The organism is Streptomyces sp. NPDC027189 (genome assembly GCF_055566975.1).
Map to the genome: position 1 here is coordinate 1 of NZ_JBVHRI010000011.1, position 16,847 is coordinate 16,847.

Annotated in this window: 15 protein-coding genes, 1 tRNA gene and 1 pseudogene; 7 read left to right on the forward strand and 10 right to left on the reverse strand. The window is 68.7% G+C overall.

The annotated features are described in order from the left end of the window. From ACZ4RZ_RS25390 to ACZ4RZ_RS25425, 8 genes and pseudogenes are all read right to left on the reverse strand, one after another. Nucleotides 1–208 (reverse strand): annotated as a pseudogene (locus ACZ4RZ_RS25390) (transposase); the annotation flags it as partial. 30 nt (nucleotides 209–238) lie between these two features. Then, complete coding sequence (locus tag ACZ4RZ_RS25395) at nucleotides 239–1,126, reverse strand: IS3 family transposase (protein WP_467747838.1); 888 nt, start codon at nucleotides 1,124–1,126, stop codon at nucleotides 239–241. Further along, nucleotides 1,123–1,422: a transposase gene (locus ACZ4RZ_RS25400; RefSeq protein ID WP_467747840.1), complete on the reverse strand. Its 300-nt coding sequence runs from the start codon at nucleotides 1,420–1,422 to the stop codon at nucleotides 1,123–1,125. The genes ACZ4RZ_RS25395 and ACZ4RZ_RS25400 overlap by 4 nt, the downstream gene beginning before the upstream one ends. 240 nt (nucleotides 1,423–1,662) lie before the next feature. After that, a tRNA-Arg gene (locus tag ACZ4RZ_RS25405) sits at nucleotides 1,663–1,735 on the reverse strand. Nucleotides 1,736–1,882: 147 nt separating this feature from the next. Continuing rightward, nucleotides 1,883–3,466 (reverse strand): hypothetical protein, encoded by a 1,584-nt coding sequence (locus tag ACZ4RZ_RS25410; protein ID WP_467747841.1) that lies wholly within the window; start codon nucleotides 3,464–3,466, stop codon nucleotides 1,883–1,885. Then, nucleotides 3,459–4,427 carry a hypothetical protein gene (locus tag ACZ4RZ_RS25415; RefSeq protein WP_467747842.1) on the reverse strand — a complete coding sequence of 323 codons (969 nt, stop codon included), beginning with the start codon at nucleotides 4,425–4,427 and terminating at the stop codon, nucleotides 3,459–3,461. Before ACZ4RZ_RS25415 ends, ACZ4RZ_RS25410 begins: the two co-directional genes overlap by 8 nt. Before the next feature lie 403 nt (nucleotides 4,428–4,830). Further along, the gene (locus ACZ4RZ_RS25420) at nucleotides 4,831–5,667 is read right to left on the reverse strand and encodes a hypothetical protein (RefSeq protein ID WP_467747843.1); all 837 of its coding nucleotides are present in this window, start codon (nucleotides 5,665–5,667) and stop codon (nucleotides 4,831–4,833) included. 183 nt (nucleotides 5,668–5,850) lie between these two features. Further along, the gene (locus tag ACZ4RZ_RS25425) at nucleotides 5,851–6,381 is read right to left on the reverse strand and encodes a hypothetical protein (protein WP_467747845.1); all 531 of its coding nucleotides are present in this window, start codon (nucleotides 6,379–6,381) and stop codon (nucleotides 5,851–5,853) included. Between the two features lie 515 nt (nucleotides 6,382–6,896). Here ACZ4RZ_RS25425 and ACZ4RZ_RS25430 point away from each other — a divergent pair. Continuing rightward, the gene (locus ACZ4RZ_RS25430; RefSeq protein ID WP_467747846.1) at nucleotides 6,897–7,220 is read left to right on the forward strand and encodes a helix-turn-helix domain-containing protein; all 324 of its coding nucleotides are present in this window, start codon (nucleotides 6,897–6,899) and stop codon (nucleotides 7,218–7,220) included. Between the two features lie 275 nt (nucleotides 7,221–7,495). Continuing rightward, nucleotides 7,496–7,777 carry a hypothetical protein gene (locus ACZ4RZ_RS25435; RefSeq protein WP_467747848.1) on the forward strand — a complete coding sequence of 94 codons (282 nt, stop codon included), beginning with the start codon at nucleotides 7,496–7,498 and terminating at the stop codon, nucleotides 7,775–7,777. Between the two features lie 1,072 nt (nucleotides 7,778–8,849). On the opposite strand, the gene nhaA is transcribed toward ACZ4RZ_RS25435, so the two are convergent. Further along, on the reverse strand, nucleotides 8,850–10,733 hold the full coding sequence (gene nhaA / locus ACZ4RZ_RS25440; RefSeq protein ID WP_467747849.1) for a Na+/H+ antiporter NhaA: 1,884 nt from the start codon (nucleotides 10,731–10,733) through the stop codon (nucleotides 8,850–8,852). A gap of 179 nt (nucleotides 10,734–10,912) precedes the next feature. Further along, nucleotides 10,913–11,572 (reverse strand): TetR/AcrR family transcriptional regulator, encoded by a 660-nt coding sequence (locus ACZ4RZ_RS25445; protein WP_467747851.1) that lies wholly within the window; start codon nucleotides 11,570–11,572, stop codon nucleotides 10,913–10,915. A gap of 61 nt (nucleotides 11,573–11,633) precedes the next feature. On the opposite strand from ACZ4RZ_RS25445, the gene ACZ4RZ_RS25450 reads away from it, so the two are divergent. From ACZ4RZ_RS25450 to pdxR, 5 genes are all read left to right on the forward strand, one after another. Next, a complete protein-coding gene (locus ACZ4RZ_RS25450) occupies nucleotides 11,634–11,951 on the forward strand; it encodes a nitroreductase family protein (RefSeq protein ID WP_467747853.1) in 318 nt (105 codons plus the stop codon). 52 nt (nucleotides 11,952–12,003) lie between these two features. After that, a complete protein-coding gene (locus ACZ4RZ_RS25455) occupies nucleotides 12,004–12,921 on the forward strand; it encodes an NADP-dependent oxidoreductase (protein ID WP_467747855.1) in 918 nt (305 codons plus the stop codon). A 158-nt stretch (nucleotides 12,922–13,079) separates the two neighbouring features. Further along, the gene (locus ACZ4RZ_RS25460) at nucleotides 13,080–13,463 is read left to right on the forward strand and encodes an MmcQ/YjbR family DNA-binding protein (protein ID WP_467747856.1); all 384 of its coding nucleotides are present in this window, start codon (nucleotides 13,080–13,082) and stop codon (nucleotides 13,461–13,463) included. 55 nt (nucleotides 13,464–13,518) lie between these two features. Further along, nucleotides 13,519–14,406 carry an SDR family oxidoreductase gene (locus ACZ4RZ_RS25465; RefSeq protein WP_467747858.1) on the forward strand — a complete coding sequence of 296 codons (888 nt, stop codon included), beginning with the start codon at nucleotides 13,519–13,521 and terminating at the stop codon, nucleotides 14,404–14,406. 98 nt (nucleotides 14,407–14,504) lie between these two features. After that, nucleotides 14,505–16,232: a MocR-like pyridoxine biosynthesis transcription factor PdxR gene (gene pdxR, locus ACZ4RZ_RS25470; RefSeq protein ID WP_467747860.1), complete on the forward strand. Its 1,728-nt coding sequence runs from the start codon at nucleotides 14,505–14,507 to the stop codon at nucleotides 16,230–16,232. Nucleotides 16,233–16,847: the final 615 nt, after the last annotated feature.

The following is a 16,847-nucleotide window of genomic DNA, read 5'->3' on the forward strand; positions in this document are numbered from 1 at the left end:
TCCTCACCTTCGGGATCTTCAGATCGAGGTCGCCGGCCTGAGTGGTCAGCAGCCGCTCGCGGTGGCCGTTGCGCCAGGTGGTGCGCTGGTCGGAGCGCTCGCCCGGGGCGGCACCGATGGCCTCGGTCGCCTCGGCCTCGATGAGTTCCTGCAGGACGCGCTCACACAGCACCCTGATCGTCTCAACTCCGTCGGCCGTACGTAGTGAAGCTTCCCCGTGATCTCGGACACGTAATGGCTATGCCGCGAGGGTGTGTTGATGCCGCTGCCTGGTCTCAGCCGGGGTGAGGTAGCCGAAGACCTTGTGCTTGCGCAGGCGGCGGCGGTTGTAGAAGGTCTCGATGAAGTTGAAGACCTCGGCGCGGGCGGTGGCCCGGTCGGGCCAGATCCGGGTGCCGATTTCCTCCTTGAGCAGGGCCCAGAAACTCTCCGCGGCGGCATTGTCGAAACATGATCCTGTGCGCCCGCAGCTCTGCCGTAGCCCCAACTCCCGCATTCGGGCGCGGAATTGGGTCGATGTGTACTCGCTGCCGCGATCGCTGTGGATCACACAGCCCGGCTCCAGCCCACCCCGGCCATGGGCCATGTCCAGGGCGTCCACGACGAGTTCGGCGCGGTGGTGATCGGCCATGGCATAGCCGACGACCTCGCGGGTGGCCAGGTCCAGCCAGCAGGCGAGGTAGAGCCAGCCCCCGTCGGTGGGCAGATAGGTGATGTCGCCGACCAGCTTGGTGCCGGGACGCTTGGCGTGGAAATCGCGGCCGATCAGGTCTGGGGCCGGCGTCGCCTTCTTGTCCGGCCGGGTCAGCGAGCGGTGCTTGCGCCGGGTGACGCCCCGGATGTCGCGCTCGCGCATCACGCGGGCGATGCGCTTGCGGTTCACCTGCCGCCCCAGGCGCCGCAGCTCGGCGTGGATGCGCGGAACGCCGTAGGTGCGGCGGGAAGCGAGGTGCAGCACCGTGATCTCGTGCGCGAGCGCGTCGTCGGCGGACTGCCGGGCGCGACGGGCGGCCTCGCCCTCGCGCCAGGCGTAGTAGGAGGAGCGGGCCACATGCAGCACCCGGCACAGCAGAACGATCGGGTAGTTCGCCTTCTCCGCATGGATGAACCGGTACAACTCGCTCACCGGTCGTTCTCCTTCACGAAGAAGGCGGTCGCTTTTTTCAGGATCTCGATCGTCTGCTGCTGTTCGCGGTTCTCCTTGCGCAGCCGCTTGAGCTCCTCGCGCTCGACACTGGTCAACTCGCCGGGGGTGCCCTCGCCCCGGTCCGTCTTGGCCTTGCGGTACCAGCCGCGCAAGGATTCGGAGCTGATGCCGAGCTCCCTCGCGACCGCAGTGACCGTCTTGCCCGAGGAGTCGACGAGCGCGACCGCGTCCCGCTTGAACTCCTCGGTGTACCGCTTCGTGTACTTGCTTCCCACCTGGTGCTACTTCCTCTGGAACATCAGGTCCCAGTCTCCAGGTGTCCACGATCAAGGGGAAGGTTCACGCCCGACGTACACCCGCACCTGGAAGCCGGCCCCGTTGGGACGGATGCTGCCGCGCTGACGTCGTCTGGTCTTCGTGGTCGCCATGGTCTTGGAACCTATTCATGGTTAATGCCATGGCTACGACGAACAGCGCGCCTACCCGGAAGAGGTAAACGCGCTGGTCAGACACAGTGCCCCCGGCAGGATTCGAACCTGCGACACCCGCTTTAGGAGAGCGGTGCTCTATCCCCTGAGCTACGAAGGCGGGGCCTTGCGGAAAACGTTGGTGAATACTCTGAGTGAGCGTTCACCTACGCTGCAGCAAGGGTGGGACCGCCGGTGAGAGCGGTCCCTGACAGGGTAGCGGATCAGGCCGGGGTGGTGGGGCTGAGGCTTGATGCCTCAGCCCGGTTCATGATCGGCGGGTCCTCTCGTTGCTGTTGCTGAGGTCTGTGGCTTCAGCGTCTGCGTCGGAGTAGGTGGGGTCTTCCTCGTAGCGGGCGGCACTGGTGGCGTTCTGGGCGAGGAGAAAGCCGAGGACGACGAGGCTCTGGGCTTCGGCGCCGAAGGCGATCATGCGGCGGTTCCACAGGGAGCGGTCGAACTGGGAGAAGCCGGCTTCGGTGTCTTCACGGCCGCCGTAGAGGTGTTGGTGGACGGCGGTGTTGTCGGGGATCTGCAGGAGGTGCTCGGCGCGGTGGAAGCCGGTCTCGGTGTCGCTCTGGCCTTCGTCGCGTTCTCCGGGGGTGGTGGTGACGCCGACGGGTTCGCGGTGTTCGTGCGGGCCGCGGGGGCAGGGGATGGTGAGCAGGTGGTACCAGCGGTGGGTGTGGGTGCTGGCGCGGCGTTCCAGTTTGCGGACGGGCAGGGGGACGAGGGTGGTGGTGCCGTCGTCGAGGTAGGCGCGCTCGTGGACGCGGCCGCCTTGGGACCACAGTTCGTGGCGGCAGCGGCGGTAGCCGACGGTGCGGATGTAGCGGGGTTTGGTGCCTTTGTGCTGCTTGTTGATCAGGAGGCGGCCGCGGCGGGCGATGACGTCGCGGTGCATGCCGCGGAAGGCGCCGTCGTAGAGGACGCCCATGCAGCCGTCGGCGGCGGCCAGGATGGTGCAGGCCAGGTCGAGGGCGACGGCGGCTTCTCCGCCTGGGTGGTCGTGGGGGACGTGGGCGTAGCTGAGGAAGACGCGGCGGAAGTAGCCGCGGTGGCGGGTGGAGAAGACCACGAACTTGGTGCCCAGCACCATCGCTTCGTCGCCTTCGCTGTCGTTCTGTGGTGTGGTGGTCGTGTCCTCCTGGTTGCTGTCGGTGGTGGGGTTGGGTGGCTCCGCAGGGGTGTTGGTGCGGTCGGCTCCCCCTTCTTTCTGCCAGGAGGAGGCCGGGTCGACGCGATGCCGGCGGATTTCCCCGGTGGTCTGGTCGATGGTGTAGGGGGTGGTGGACAGGGTGGGGGATTTTGCGACGGTGCCGTCGCCGGCGATGAGTTGGTGGCGTTCGGGGCTGCTCCAGGAGCGGCGGGCGTCGGCCGGGAGCAGTCCTTGGCGCCGGGCCTGGTGCAGGGCGAGGTCGGCGAAGGCGGCGTTGAGTTCCTGCAGGCGCGGGACGAGGAGTGTGCGCTGGGCGTGCTGCCAGTGGTGGCGGGAGGGGCCTGTCCTGGGGAGGCGTTTGGCCTCGTCCTCACCGAGGTGGTGGGCGACGCCCTTGCGGATCTTCTTCCAGACGGCGTCGTCTTGCAGGTCGCCGGCGCAGTAGCGGGCTGAGCCGTGGATGCCGCGCAGGGCGAGGAAGACGACGTAGACGTACGGGGGGTAGTGGGGGCGGCGGCCGCGGCGGGGGCCGGGTTCCGGTTCGAGGAGGGCGGCGAGGTGGTAGAGGTCTTCGAAGCGGGCGACGTCCTTGATCCGCCTGGAGACGGTGCGCAGGTCGGACTCGCAGGCGCGGCGGGCGGTCTTCTTGCGGTGGGTGCGCGGTACGCGGTCGCCGAAGAGGTCGTCAGGCATGGGGGGTGTCTCCGTCCCGTTCGGGGGTGTCGTCGTCTGTCCGGTCGTTCTGGGCCTGCCAGTCGTGTCCGATGAGGGCGGCGGTGCTGTCGAGGGAAGTCATGCCGAGGTGGCGGGCTGCTGCCTCGATGCGGCCGGTGCGCAGGTAGGTCTCCCATCCGGCGTAGGCGGTGATCGAGGCGGGCCGGACGGCCGTGTCGGCGCCGAGGCCGATGCGTCTGATCAGGTCGCGCAGGGCCACACAGACGCGGGCCTGGATCTGTTCGTCGGTGCCGTTGCGCGGCGAGACGGCCAGCGGCAGTCGGTCGGGCTCGTGACCTGAGGGTGCGGTGGCTGCGAGTTGGTCGGCGCGGGCGGCCAGTACCTGGGCGGCCCAGGCGTCGAGCGGGCACCAGCGTGGCCGGGTCTTGGTGGAGCCGTGCATCCACACGCGTGCGCGGGCCAGGTCGAGGTCGGCGCCGGTGATGTGGCCGATCTCGCCGCTGAAGCCGCCTGCGAGCGCCAGGGCGGCGGCTGCGGCGTGACGGGTTGGGCGGTCGGTGGTCTCCGCTGCCAGGCGCAGTTCGACCGATTCGGCCTCGTCGAGGGGGCGGGTCTGACTGGTCACCCGGGGTGGGAGGTCAAGGTCCCGGGTGGGGTCGGTGTCGCCCAGGCTGAGACGGCGGGCGGTGGTGAAGCACATCCGCAGCATGCTGCGGCGCAGATGCCGGGTGGACAGCGAGGCGGGGGCGGTGCGCCCGTGACGGGTGCGGCCGTGCGCGTCGACGAACATCCCGGCGATCTCCGGGGTGACGTCCATGACCAGGGGTGCGCCGCGGGCGGCGGAGAAGGTGGTGAACCGGTGCAGCAGCTGGCTGAAGCGGCTCAGGGTCTGCTCGGACATCTCGCCGCGGGCGACCAGGTCCTGCCAGGCGGCGAGGACGGCCGTGACGAGGGCGGCCAGGGTGAGGTCATCGTCCACCAGCCACCGCCCATGCGGCCGGGCAACGGGTGCATGGCGGCGGCGGTGGCAGTGAGCAGGCATGTTGCGGCACGAGGTGACCTCCACGCGGGTGGTGCGAACATGCACCACGGTGAGGAGGTGGGAGAGGTGCTGCAACAGCAAGGCGGCCAACCGGTACAGGACTCGCCCGTTCGGCGGCCGGGTTGATGTTCGGTCAGAGTGCTGGGCGATCTGGGGTGTTGCGCATGTGTACTGGTTCCTTCCGGGGATGGGGTGCCATGCTGGTCGCACGGGTGTGGATGGCGAGGGGATCGAACCCTCCGCGGGCAGGTTCCAGCGCCGGCCGCGGACACCAGCCGCCACCCTCGTCGGGGTGCCGGTGCGTGCTGTGCCGGCACCCCTTGCTGTAGGGCGTGCCTGTTTATGGTGCGGGGGCCAGGGCGCCGCGCAGGGACTGCAGGACACCGCTGAGGAAGGCCTCGTAGCGGGTGTCCGGCAGGGCCTGGATCTGCTGGCGGGTCAGCCCGAGCAGAAGTGTCTGAGTGTGGCCGGTGCCGCCCGCTGCGCCAGCCGCCCGCTCTCGCTGCTCGCTGTCGTGGCGCGTGGCGTTGGTCTTCGCCCGCTGCTCTGGCGGGGTCGGCGTGGGAGTCCCGAGGTCTGCGGGCGTGACGTGATCAGCAGAGGCCAGATGGACGTTCAGCTGCTCGTCGCGCACCAGGACCAGTCCGATCACCAGCCAGTCCACCAGGTACATGCCGCGCAACGGGACGCCGGGCAGACCGGAACGCAGCCGCGCGGCCAGCTGCTCCTGGGGCAGGGGGCCGTCGGCCAGGTGCCGGGATGCTGCGGCGGTCGACCAGTGCGCCGTGACCAGCGGGTGCAGCAGCAGTCGTGCCTGCGCCGAATCCCGCGGCCACAGCCAGGCGAAACGCTGTCCCTGCTCGGTGACGGCGTACTGGCCTCGTCCGCCCTCCACCAGGCCCAGGTCGGCCAGAAAGGCCATGCAGTCGGCGACTGTTGCGGGACTCTTGCCGACCTGCTCGGCCAGCGCCTCGCGGTGGACGCGGGCACCGCCGGCTCCGAGGGCGGCCAGCGCGACGAGGGCGTTGATCTGCTGGGTCGGGCTGGAGCGGCCGCTGGGCAGCGTCCGGCGCGATGCCGCGAGGTGGTCGGTGTCGCGCCGGACGGACCGCGCGCCGGGTGAGGCTGCGGCGGACGGCTTGGGAGCGGAAGAATCCGATGGGGAAAAGAAAGACACGGTGAGCCCATTTCCCGGCCCTTGAAAGAACGGGGCCGAATTCTCGTAGGGCTCTCGCACGCGCGCCGCAAGGCGTCTAGAATCAACGTGATGCGTGAGCCCAAGAAAACGCGCGTCCGTGTGCCGCCGACCGGTCGTCAGCCTCGGCGGCACGTGCGCGTGTACAGGTAATTCCTTATCCCGTCACGGCGCCTGCTGCTCGTCACCTCCCTTGCTTACGCGTTCGGGCAGGTCGTACATGCCCGGCCCCGTCCGCGCCAGCATGCCTGCCCGCACCCGCTCGGTGAGCTCCGGACCCAGGCCGGTGAGCTTGAGATCCGGACGGGTCCGGCGCAGGTGCTCCGCGATCTCCGCCCGCCGCACGGCGTGCTGCTGGCCGCGCACGAAGCCGAGGATCTCCTCGCCGAGTGTCGGCCGCACCCTGCCGGGACTCGGGCTGCTGCCCCTGGCCGGCGTGGGGTCATCCATGGCGCCCTGGCCGGCAGAGGTCCCGTCCGCGCTGCCGGTATCGCCGGACAGCAGCTCCTGCGCGCCGCGTGCGACCCGCTGCGAGACCTCGGCCCGCACGCTCGCCGAGTCGTATGTCGACTGCGCCTGCGTCAGCTCCTCCTGTGCCCGGGCGAGCCGGTCCTTCGCGGCGGAAAGCCGCGCCTCGTCGTCCCGGGCCAAAGAAATCAGCTCGGCCAGAACGGCCTGTGCCCCACCAGACTGCATGAAAGACCTCCCCTCAATTCCCGGTGCCGGAATCCTCAACGAGAGTATCGAGTGATGCCACAGCCCGGTAGATCCTCTCCCGAAAAGCCGCAGAGAAAGCCGCAGTGGGAGAATCGGAAATAAATCGAACTCGGGTCTCTTCCGGGATCCTGGCTGCGATCACTGAGTAATACCTCCCGCTGTGCAGTGGCCCTGACCTGTGCTTTCTCGTCGAGACCTCAGTTACCCACCGTCATCACTCCGTGTGCGGAGCGGGCGGGGGCGCACAGGAGTGAAAGACCTCTGCATGCAGAGAGGGGGCGGGGCTGCCCTCTCGTGCACTGACCTCAATGCGGGAACTCGGCAGTGCCGGGAGCCAGACCGGAGGTGCCGTACAGGTGATGTCCCGCGTGGGGGAGTGTCAGCCCGTCCCGCATGGTGTAGGTGGTGTATGTATGCACCTACCGACAAGGATTGTCCCCCCGGCGCCCCGCAGCAAGGACTGTCAGCACCCAGGCGCGTGGGATGATCCGGGCATGCCCCGGAGCAGTAACGACAAGGTGCCGCGCGACTACGTCGCCTCAGGCACCTGGCCGCACGCCGCTCTCGAACCTGGGGCACCCGTCAGCGCCCACTACGGCCAGGCCCTCGCCCGTAACATCGAACGCGCCCTCACCTCCACCGGGCAGAGCCTGCGAACTCTTGCTGAGGCCACCGGAATCACGCACTCCACCATCAGCCGGGTCGTCAACGGCAGAGTTCTGCCCGACCTCGGCACTCTCGCCCGCCTGGAGGCCGCCCTCGGCTTCCAGGTCTGGCCCGGCCTCGCGGCGCTGCCCCATTCCGCCTCCGCCGACTGACCGAGCCCGTGCCGCCGGAAAGGGTGGTCCCTTCCCCTGTCCTGCTGCCTGGGCGCGCGCGGCACCAGGCACGCCTCTACGCTCACGTTATGTGCATGTATGCACCAATCTGGTGCTGTGACTGCGACGTCCTGCTGGCTTGCTTCGACCCCGTGCACCGCATCGCGCTGACCCGACCCGGTCGGTTGGGTGGCAAGCGGCCACCGGCCTTGCCCGCCATCCGGCGCCGGACGGGCGAGCCGTACCGGCAGGCGGCAGGCCGCCTCGCTCGGGCCATGGCCCTTTCTGGCAGGCTCCGCTTCGGTAAGGTCACCGGCCGCATCCCCGCAGCCGGGCGCGACAGCGCCGGCCAGCAGTGCGGGGAACGCCGCCTGTTCACCGCGCACGTCCCCGAGCCCGGTGACCTGCATGCCCCGGCCGACGGCACGCACCTGGTGTGGCTCCCCTACGACGAGGCCGCCGCGCAGGTCGCACACCTGACGATTACGGACCTCGACGCCTTCCTGGAGGGCTATGTGGAGGGCTGGATCCCGGACGGATGGATCACACTGGGATGAGCCCGGCCCCGGGCTGGCGGACCGTCACCCGGTGCGGTTTCGCGGCTGACGGAAGAGGGTGTCCTCCGGAGTGGGGAAGGCCCGCATCCGGTCTTCCGCCTCGATAAGGGGGACTGCGCACGGACCCCGCATCACAGTCTCGGGCGTCGCCCACCAGGCTGGAGTGGACCGGACGGTCCTGCGTCGGCACCGGGATGTGCTCGTACTGGTCCATGCTGCCGAACTCGAACCGTCCGAACAACAGCCCTTGGGCCTGTCCCATAGCGATCTCGCGAACGTGCAGGCGCGCAACGTCCGCCTGCCTGCGCGGATCTGGTAGCTGAAGAACCGCCTGTTCGGCGAGCTGGGCGACCAGGCGTGGCGCGAGTCCGCCCTCGGCCCGCCCGTCGACGTCGAGGAGCTCCAAACAACGATCAACCGGCTCGAGCAGCGCAACGACGAGCTGACCGAGGCCCTGGAGGAGAGTCAGGCTGGCCCGAAGCCAATCGTGAGCTGATTCGGGCGCTCAGCGCGTGGCGCGCTTGAAGCTCCGGGTGCGCATGGACGTCACGGGGCTGCTCAGTGGCGCCCCGCTCCGGGGGTGGCGAAGGACCGTTGAGGCCAAGCGGGTCCGAGCGTGCGTGCAGCGGCAGAGGGGCCGTCCGGCGCTGCAGGGGCCAGCGCTGTGGCGACACTCCCGCAGCGTGGCCTGGGCGGGCGGCGGCCCTAGCCTGCGCGTTTCATCCGGGGTCGCGTCCGGATCATGATCGGAAAAGCGAAAGTGCCTTCTGAGCTGCAACGATGAGGCTTGTCTAAGGTCCCAGTCGTACCAGCAGGAAGGCACTTCCTGCGTGAACACTGACCGGACGAGCGGCACGGTGGGGTGCCAGCGCGTCGGCGAGGTCGGTGAGCAAGCCCGTACAGCGTCCGGACTCGACGAGCTCCCTTCGATGTCCGTTGCCTTGGTGGCGGTGGTCGCGGCGGCGTCGAGGTCGTGGCGGCGAGCCTGTGCGGTCGCGATCCAGGTCAGGTAGAGAACTCGGTCGCGCTGGGCTCCGGGTTTGAGTTACGGAGAGATCCGTTTGTTGGTCCGTTACGTGGCGACGGCGGCGCGTTCGCGGGCGGCGCGGACGGCGGCGGTGAGGCTGGTGAGGTCGTAGGCGCCGTGGTGTCTGCGGCCGTTGATGAAGAAGGTGGGGGTGCCGGCCACGCTGCTGAGATCGGCTGACTCGACGTGCTCGGCGATGCGGGCTGCGCCGGTGTGAGCGCGCATGTCTCGCTCGAAGCGCTCGGTGTCCAGGCCGATAGCGGCCGCGTGAGCGTGCAGGTCCTCGATGCGGAGGGCTTGTTGGTGGCTGAGGAGCAGGTCGTGCATGTCCCAGAAGCGGCCCTGGCGTGCTGCTGCTTCGGAGGCTTCGGCGGCGAGTTGGGCGTGGATGTGCACGTCGGTGAGGGGGAGGTGGCGCCATACGTAGCGCAGGTCTCCGAAGTCGGCGAGGAGTTCGCGGACGACGGGCTCGGCCTGCCCGCAGTAGGGGCATTCGTAGTCGCCGTATTCCACGACGGTGACGGCGGCGTGGTGAGGCCCTCGGATGTGATCGTGGTCGGGGTCGACGGGCACGGCCAGGTCGACGATCGTCTCCGCCTTCCCGAGCAGGGCCCTGAGGCGCGGAGCAGGTGGCAGAAGGCCGATCGCTGCGGTGACGAGCCGGGCTGTCAGGAAGGAGCAGACGAGTGTGGCGAGGATGCCGAGCTTGGCCTCGTTCAGGCGTGTGCCGTGGAAGGCGAGGGTTGCGATGAGCAGGGAGACGGTGAACCCGACCCCGCACAGTGCGCCGCCGGCGGTTGCGGCGCCCCAGCCGACCGGGAGGCGCAGCCGCCCGCGGGAGGTGAGCGTGGTGAGCGCGCAGGCGCCGACGATGCCCAGTGGCTTGCCCAGGACGTAGGCGATGAGGATGCCCAGGGTGACGGGCGAGGTGAGGGCTCGTGCCAGTTGGTCGCTGCTGATCTCGATGCCGGCGTTGGCGAGGGCGAACAGCGGGACCACCATGTAGCTGGTCCAGGGGTGGTAGATGCGTTGCAGGCGGTCGTTGGGGGAGATCGCCGAGGCGATGCCGGCACGGACGTACCGCTCCAGTTGCGGGGTGGGCTGCTCGCGGAACAGGCGGAACAGGCCGCTCGCGTGTTCCAGGTCGGCGCGCGAGGCAGGGTAGGCGTAGGTGAGCAGCCCCAGGGCGAGACCGATCACGACCGGGTCCACGCCCGACTCGAGCAGGGCGACCCATGCGACGACGCCCAGCAGCGCGTACACGCTGCCGTGGCGTACGCCGAGTCGCCGGGTGAGCAGGACGAGTGCGAGGGTTGCGATGGCGATGGCGATGACGAGTGCGGGTACGGCGATGCGGTTGCTGTAGGCGAAGGCGATGACGCCGAGGGAGAGGAAGTCATCGACCACGCTCAGCAGGAGAATGAAGACCCGCAGTCCGGGCGGCATGCCGCGGCCGGCGACGGCCAGCACGCCCAGGGCGAACGCGGTGTCGGTGGACATCGCCGCACCCCAGCCCTGCTCGCTGCCGTGGCCGGCGTTGATGCCGAGGTAGAGGGCGATGGGCACGATCATGCCGCCGAGCCCCGCGACAAGCGGCAGCGTGAGCCGCTTGCGCTCACGCAGCTCGCCCATGTCGAACTCGCGGCGCGCCTCCAGGCCGACGACGAAGAAGAAGAGCGTCATCAGGCCGCTGTTGACCCACTCCCGCAGGCCGAGCGAGATCCCGTACGTGCCGAAGCGGACGGACAGGCGGGTGTCCCAGAACGACGTGTAGGCCGAGGGTGCCGCGTTGGCCCAGAGGAGTGCGGCGAGCGCGGCAGCGACCAGAACGGCGGCACCACCGGTCTCGGTACGCAAGAAGGCACGCAGCGGAGAACCTCCGCTGCTGCACAGCGTCTGACCGGTGTAGGCCTCTGGTTCACGGGACATGGGTCAGATTCTCGTTCGCCTGGCGGGCCGGCGTGCGGACGGAAAGCCGGTGCGTTGGCAGTGGGTCGTTTCGCAGACAGGTGGGCTCGTGAGTCATGGCGGCGGCAACGGCCGGGTTCACGGGGGCCTCGTCGGCTGGGTCTGGGCGCTGGAGCACGCGGCCCCACATGCGCCGTACGTCACGCTCCCCGAGCTTTGAGTACGTCGGCGTCGGGAGACGTCGCGAAGGTCTGCAGGTGGTCGATGGCTGCATGCAACGCGTCTTTCAGTGGAGCGATGTCCCGCGCGACCTGGGCGAGGAGCATGCCGCCCTGGAAGGCGGAAAGGAGGAGATTGGCCAGTTGCGTGGGATCTGCCTCAGCGCTGATGCGGCCGAGTTGCTGCATGCGCTCGATTCCCTCGCGGAAGATCCCCCGCCACTGGTCGAACGCACTGGCGAGCTCGTCGTGGACGTCGAGGTCGGTCTTGATGATCTCGCTCGCCAGGGAGCCCAGGGTGCAGCCCTCCTGGTAGGCGCGCTCGTAGCCGACGTAGAAATCCGCCCACGCCCGGAGCGCGTCGAGGGTGTCGAAGCCGGCGAATCGCTCGTCGCGGTGGAAGGTCAGGACGCGTTCGGCCTGCCATGCGATCACGGCCAGGACGAGGCTCTCCTTGCTCGGGAAGTAGTGGTTGAGCTGCGATCCGCTGACGCCGGCAGCGCGACGGAGATGCTCGTTGTTCGTCGCGTGGACTCCGTTTGTGTAGATCAGTTCGGCGGCGTGCTCAAGGATGCGGGCCCGCGTGGCCTGCCCCTTTGACGTGAGCTTGTGGGGCGCCGGAGCTGCCGTAGAGGTGGTCATGTCTCAACGATACCCCGGATTGGGCTTGACAGCCCAGACCTGAGGGTGTTCACTCTGAGAAGTGGGCCGGACAGCCCAAAAATGCCTCACCCGGGACTTCCTCAGCCTGCGCACCTACGGCTACAAGGACCTCAGCCACTGGATGGAGAAGCAGACCTACATGGCGATGGGCCTGACCATGATGGCGGCCGCCGAGCTCGGCGTCGACGCCACGCCGCTGGAGGGGTTCGACCCGACCAGTGTCGACAAGGCCTTCAAGATCCGCGAGAGCGGACACACCACGACGGTGCTGCTGGCCCTTGGCTACCCCGACCCGGCAAGGGTGTACACCACCCCGATCTCGCGTTTCGACACCGACCAGCTGTTCACCTTCGTGTAAAACCCATCCGGAAACCGAAAAACCACTACATATCCAAGGAAGAAGCATTTCGATGAAAGCCATTGTGGTCACCGACCAGGCCGCGGGAATGGCCGGGATGATGCTGACGGAGCGCCCCGAGCCGCTCGCAGCGATCAACGACGTCATCGTGCAGATCCATGCATCGGGCTTCGTCCCCACAGAGATGGAGTGGCCCTCGACCTGGGCCGATCGCGCCGGCCGTGACAAGACACCGTCGATCCCCGGCCACGAGCTGGCCGGAGTGGTCACCGCCCTCGGCTACGGCACGACGGGGCTCTCGGTCGGGCAGCGGGTGTTCGGCCTCGCCGACTGGCACCGCGACGGCACCCTCGCCCAGTACGTGGCGATCGAAGCACGCAACCTCGCACCGCTTCCCGGCGACGTCGACTTCACGGTAGGCGCGTCCCTGCCCATCTCAGGTCTGACCGCGTGGCAGGGGCTGTTCCAGCACGGGCGCCTCCAGGCCGGCCAGACCGTCCTCGCCCACGGCGCAGCCGGGGCAGTCGGGACGATGGTCACCCAGCTCGCACGGGAAGCCGGCGCTTACGTCATCGGCACCGGACGCGCCGCCGACCGCGAGAAGGCACTCGACTTCGGCGCGCACGAGTTCGTCGACCTCGAGAACGCCACCCTGAAAGACGTCGGGAGTGTCGATCTGGTCTTCGATGTCATCGGCGGCGACGTTCAACAGCAGTCCGCCGCCCTGATCAAGCCGGGAGGAACCCTGGTGTCCGTCGTCGGCCCGGTCGAAGCACGGCCCGCTGACGGCCTGGCCATCGACTTCGTCGTCGAAACCGACCGCGCCCAGCTCGGTGAGATCGTGCAGCGGGTGCGCGACGGACGGCTGCGGACCAACATCGGTGACATCGCCAGCCTCGATGACGCCATCGGTGCCCTCAACCCGACCACGCGGCGTCGCGGCAAGACGATCATCCGCGTCCTGCCGTAGGCAGTGGACGGCCACCGTTGGACTCGCCGGTCGGACGGCCACCGTCCGACCGGCGGGTCCTGGTCCTGATCCACGCCACCGCCATCGGCCGCCTACCGGTGCCAAGGACCCGGACCGACACGCGCCAGGCACGCGAACCGACCCAGGAGATGATCACCATGGACGGACAGGAACTGCAGAAGATCGCGCGCGACCACACCGCGGAACTGCCCGGCACCCACCAGGAGCATCGTTTCGACCCCGACTGGGAGCTCCACAAGGTGGGCGGCAAGGTCTTCATGCTCATGACCGACATGCCGGGACGCCCTGTCGTGATCCTCAAAGCCGACCCGGACGACGCCACAGCCCTGCGCAAGCAGTACGCAGACATCAGCCCCGGCTACCACATGAACAAAAGACACTGGATCACAATGGAAGGCGGAGACACCATCGACGCCAAGCTGGTCAAGGAGCTCGTGACCGACTCCTACCGTCTCGTGGTCGGCGGGCTTCCCAAGTCCAAGCAGCCCGTGGATCCCCACACCCACAACCGCCACGCCTGATCCTCGCCATGCCCGTCCTGCGGCGCAGCGTCGCAGCATTCATCTGGAGCCTTTCATGCGCGTGTTCGTCACCGGCGCCAGCGGCAGCATCGGCTCGGTTGTCGTTCCCGAGCTCATCGCCGCTGGTCACGAGGTCCTCGGCCTCGTCCGCTCCGATGCCGCGGCGACGGCCGTCACCGCCGCGGGCGGGACGCCGCTCCGCGGCGACCTCAGCGACCTCGACAGCCTCCGCGCCGGTGCCGCACAGGCCGACGGCGTCATCAACCTGGCCTTCAGCAACGACTGGAACAACCTGGAAGCGGGCATCGACGAGGAAGCGCGCGCCGTGCAGACCCTCGCCGGCGCACTCGCAGGCAGCGGGAAGCCGTTCGTGCATGCCGGCCTCACGCCGATGATGCCAGGCCACATCTCCACCGAGGACGACCCCGACACCACCGACGGTCCGGTCGGCGGCCGCGGCCGCACTTCCCAGATGGTGCTGGCCCTGGCCGACCAGGGCATCCGCTCCTGTGTCGTGCGGCTGCCGCGCTCCGTGCACCAACGCGGGTCGCAATACGGCTTCTGCTCAGTGCTCATCGCCGCCGCGCAGAAAACCGGCGTGTCAGCCTACGTCGGCGACGGCACACAGCGATGGCCAGCAGTCAACCGGCTCGACGCCGCCCGGCTGTTCCGCACCGCACTCGAGGACGCCGCGCCGGGCACAGTCCTGCACGCAGTAGCCGACGAGGGCGACACCATGAAGACACTGGCCGAGACAATCGGCGGTGTCCTCGCGGTGCCGGTCGATTCGGTGCCGCCCGAGCGCTTCGGCGTCATCGGCCGTGTGTTCGCCCTCGACATGCCATCGTCGAGTGCGCTGACCCGGGAACGGTTCGGCTGGCAGCCCACCCGCCCGAGCCTGGTCGACGACCTCGCTGCCGGCGGCTACCCCGGCCTGGGCTGAAATCCTCGGGATGCCGCCGCGAGCCGGCCAGCATCGCCGACGAGCGCGGCGTTGAGGCGGCGTATTTCGCCGACACCCTCGGCTCCCAGGTCGAGATCGTGCAGAACATTGACCGGCCCCTGCGCCCGAACCGCGAAGGTGCGGCCAGAACGGCGGAACCCTCGTGCCCGTCTTCCTACGGCCAGGCGAGGCCCTTCTCGTCTGGGGTTGCCCAGGCCCGAGTCGATGTCATCCTTCTCGCCCGCCCCGCCGACCAACTCGCCGAAACCGCCAACGTCGGCAGAGCAAGTGCGTCGAGTCTTGAGGTTCGCATCGTGACTACTGATCTGATCAACGACAACCAACGCACCACTGCCATCGACGACCTGCTGTCCGGCGGCCCGGTCGATGTTCCTGTCAACAATGCGGCCTCTGCCGAGCCCCCCGGCGCCTGCGCCGTGATCAGTCCAGCGCAACTACGGCATGCCTTTGGGAATGATTTGCCACAAGCTGGACGAGGTGTGCGCCGTGCGCTGGCCGAAGCCCTGCGCGAAGCTGTCCGCACCGGCCACCTGGCCCAAGGAACACGGCTGCCTTCCTCCCGCCGGCTCGCCGCCGAGCTCCGCCTTGCCCGCAACACCGTGGCTGACGCCTATGCCGACCTCGTTGCCGAGGGATGGCTGACCGCCCGCAGAGGCTCGGGCACCCTCGTGGCAGACAGAATGATCACTCAGCCGATTCTGGCGCGCCCGTCCGCCGAGCCGTCCGCCGGCCCTTGCTACGACCTGATCCCAGGCAACCCCGACCTCACCACCTTTCCCCGTGCAGCTTGGCTGAAAGCCGCACGCAGTGCCCTGGCCACAGCCCCCGACGACGCGCTCGGCTACGGCGACCCCCGCGGCCGGCCGGAGCTACGGGCCGCACTCGCAGACCATCTCGCTCGAGCCCGGGGCGTGTACGTGAGTCCGGAGCACATACTGATCTGCGCCGGCGTCTTCCACGGCCTGCAGGTCCTAAGCGCAGTCCTGGCCAGGCGTGGGGCGAGGAACGTCGCCGTCGAGTCCTACGGCCTGAACAGCCACTGCAGCCTGCTGGAGACTGCTGGGCTGCAGACCTTCCCGCTTCCGTTGGATGCCCACGGGACCGTGCCGGCGCCGCCCGTCGGCACCGATGCAGTCCTCCTCACACCGGCTCACCAGTTCCCTCTGGGCACGGCACTGCAGCGTGATCGCCGCACGGCCATCGTGGACTGGGCCAGACGGACCGGCGGGCTGATCCTGGAGGATGACTACGACGGTGAGTTCCGGTTCGACCGCCAGTCCGTCGGGGCGCTCCAAGGACTCGACCCCGACTGCGTGGTCTACCTGGGTACCGCCAGCCAGACCCTTGCTCCAGGCCTGCGGCTCGCCTGGATGGCGCTGCCTCCCCGGCTCGCCGAGGAGGCCATGGCGGCCAAGGGGCAGATCGACTCGAGCGAGGTATTCAGCCAGCTGACGATGGCGGAATTCATCACCTCCGGCGCCTACGACCGTCACATACGTGCTGCCCGCCGGCGCTACCGCGATCGACGAGACGCCCTGGTCACAACCCTCGCCCAGCACGCCCCGAAGGTGTGCGTCGCCGGGACACCGGCAGGCCTGCACACCGTGCTCGGTTTGCCGCCCGGGACCGAGCAGCAGGTCCTTCACTCGGCCACCCGCGAGGGCCTCAAAGTAGCCAGCCTGTCTCGATACCGCCATGCACGGTCCCTGAACGCCATGGCCGATGCCCTCGTCGTTGGATACGGGGTGCCCTCCGACGCTGAATGGCCCGAGGCGCTCTCCGCACTCGTGCGGATCCTTTCCTGACGCACCCCGAGTAGCCGCGGACCCGGACAGCTTTGCCGGGTCGGGGAACCGGCCGTCGGCCCTCTCCTTCGCGAACACCGCCTATCCCGCCCTGGGCTGAAAGCCCGGGATACCGCTGGGACCGGACAGGGCGAGTTGACTGCGTACATCGGGCCTCCCTCGCCCGCATCTGGGGTCTTTGCATCGTGGCGAGCGGGGCGTTGAGGGGGATGTTTCGCCAACCCTCGCGGAAGCGAGGCCAGATGGGCAGAACGTTGGCCGGTCCCTGCGCCGTAACTCTGACGGTACGGCCAAGTCCGCCAAGGCTCGTGATGCCCGTCTTCTACTCAATTAACATGCTGTCCGTGCAGCATGTGGCCGCCCACACGGCCCACACCCGCCGTCTCATCCACCCAGGACCCCGGTGCGCGTATCAACGGATCGTAGGTCTGCTGGAATGTGAACAGTGCCAGTGTTAGCCGAGGATGTTGGGAGGCTAACACCGGCGCTGATTCCGCTGGTCTTGTTCCTGTCCTTTCTCGTCTGGGGTAAGCCCTGAAGCGTGGCCGCGAGCCGGTGTCGGATTGTTGCCGTCTCCGAATGGTTCTTGGGGGGTCGGTCCCTTACCTGGGGGCG

Excerpts from the sequence above, each read along its gene's own strand:
- nhaA (WP_467747849.1), bottom strand. The coding sequence starts at position 10,733 with ATGTCCCGTGAACCAGAGGCCTACACCGGTCAGACGCTGTGCAGCAGC.
- ACZ4RZ_RS25465 (WP_467747858.1), top strand. The coding sequence starts at position 13,519 with ATGCGCGTGTTCGTCACCGGCGCCAGCGGCAGCATCGGCTCGGTTGTC.
- ACZ4RZ_RS25435 (WP_467747848.1), top strand. The coding sequence starts at position 7,496 with ATGGCCCTTTCTGGCAGGCTCCGCTTCGGTAAGGTCACCGGCCGCATC.
- ACZ4RZ_RS25425 (WP_467747845.1), bottom strand. The coding sequence starts at position 6,381 with ATGCAGTCTGGTGGGGCACAGGCCGTTCTGGCCGAGCTGATTTCTTTG.
- ACZ4RZ_RS25460 (WP_467747856.1), top strand. The coding sequence starts at position 13,080 with ATGGACGGACAGGAACTGCAGAAGATCGCGCGCGACCACACCGCGGAA.
- ACZ4RZ_RS25445 (WP_467747851.1), bottom strand. The coding sequence starts at position 11,572 with ATGACCACCTCTACGGCAGCTCCGGCGCCCCACAAGCTCACGTCAAAG.
- ACZ4RZ_RS25410 (WP_467747841.1), bottom strand. The coding sequence starts at position 3,466 with ATGCCTGACGACCTCTTCGGCGACCGCGTACCGCGCACCCACCGCAAG.
- ACZ4RZ_RS25455 (WP_467747855.1), top strand. The coding sequence starts at position 12,004 with ATGAAAGCCATTGTGGTCACCGACCAGGCCGCGGGAATGGCCGGGATG.
- ACZ4RZ_RS25430 (WP_467747846.1), top strand. The coding sequence starts at position 6,897 with ATGCCCCGGAGCAGTAACGACAAGGTGCCGCGCGACTACGTCGCCTCA.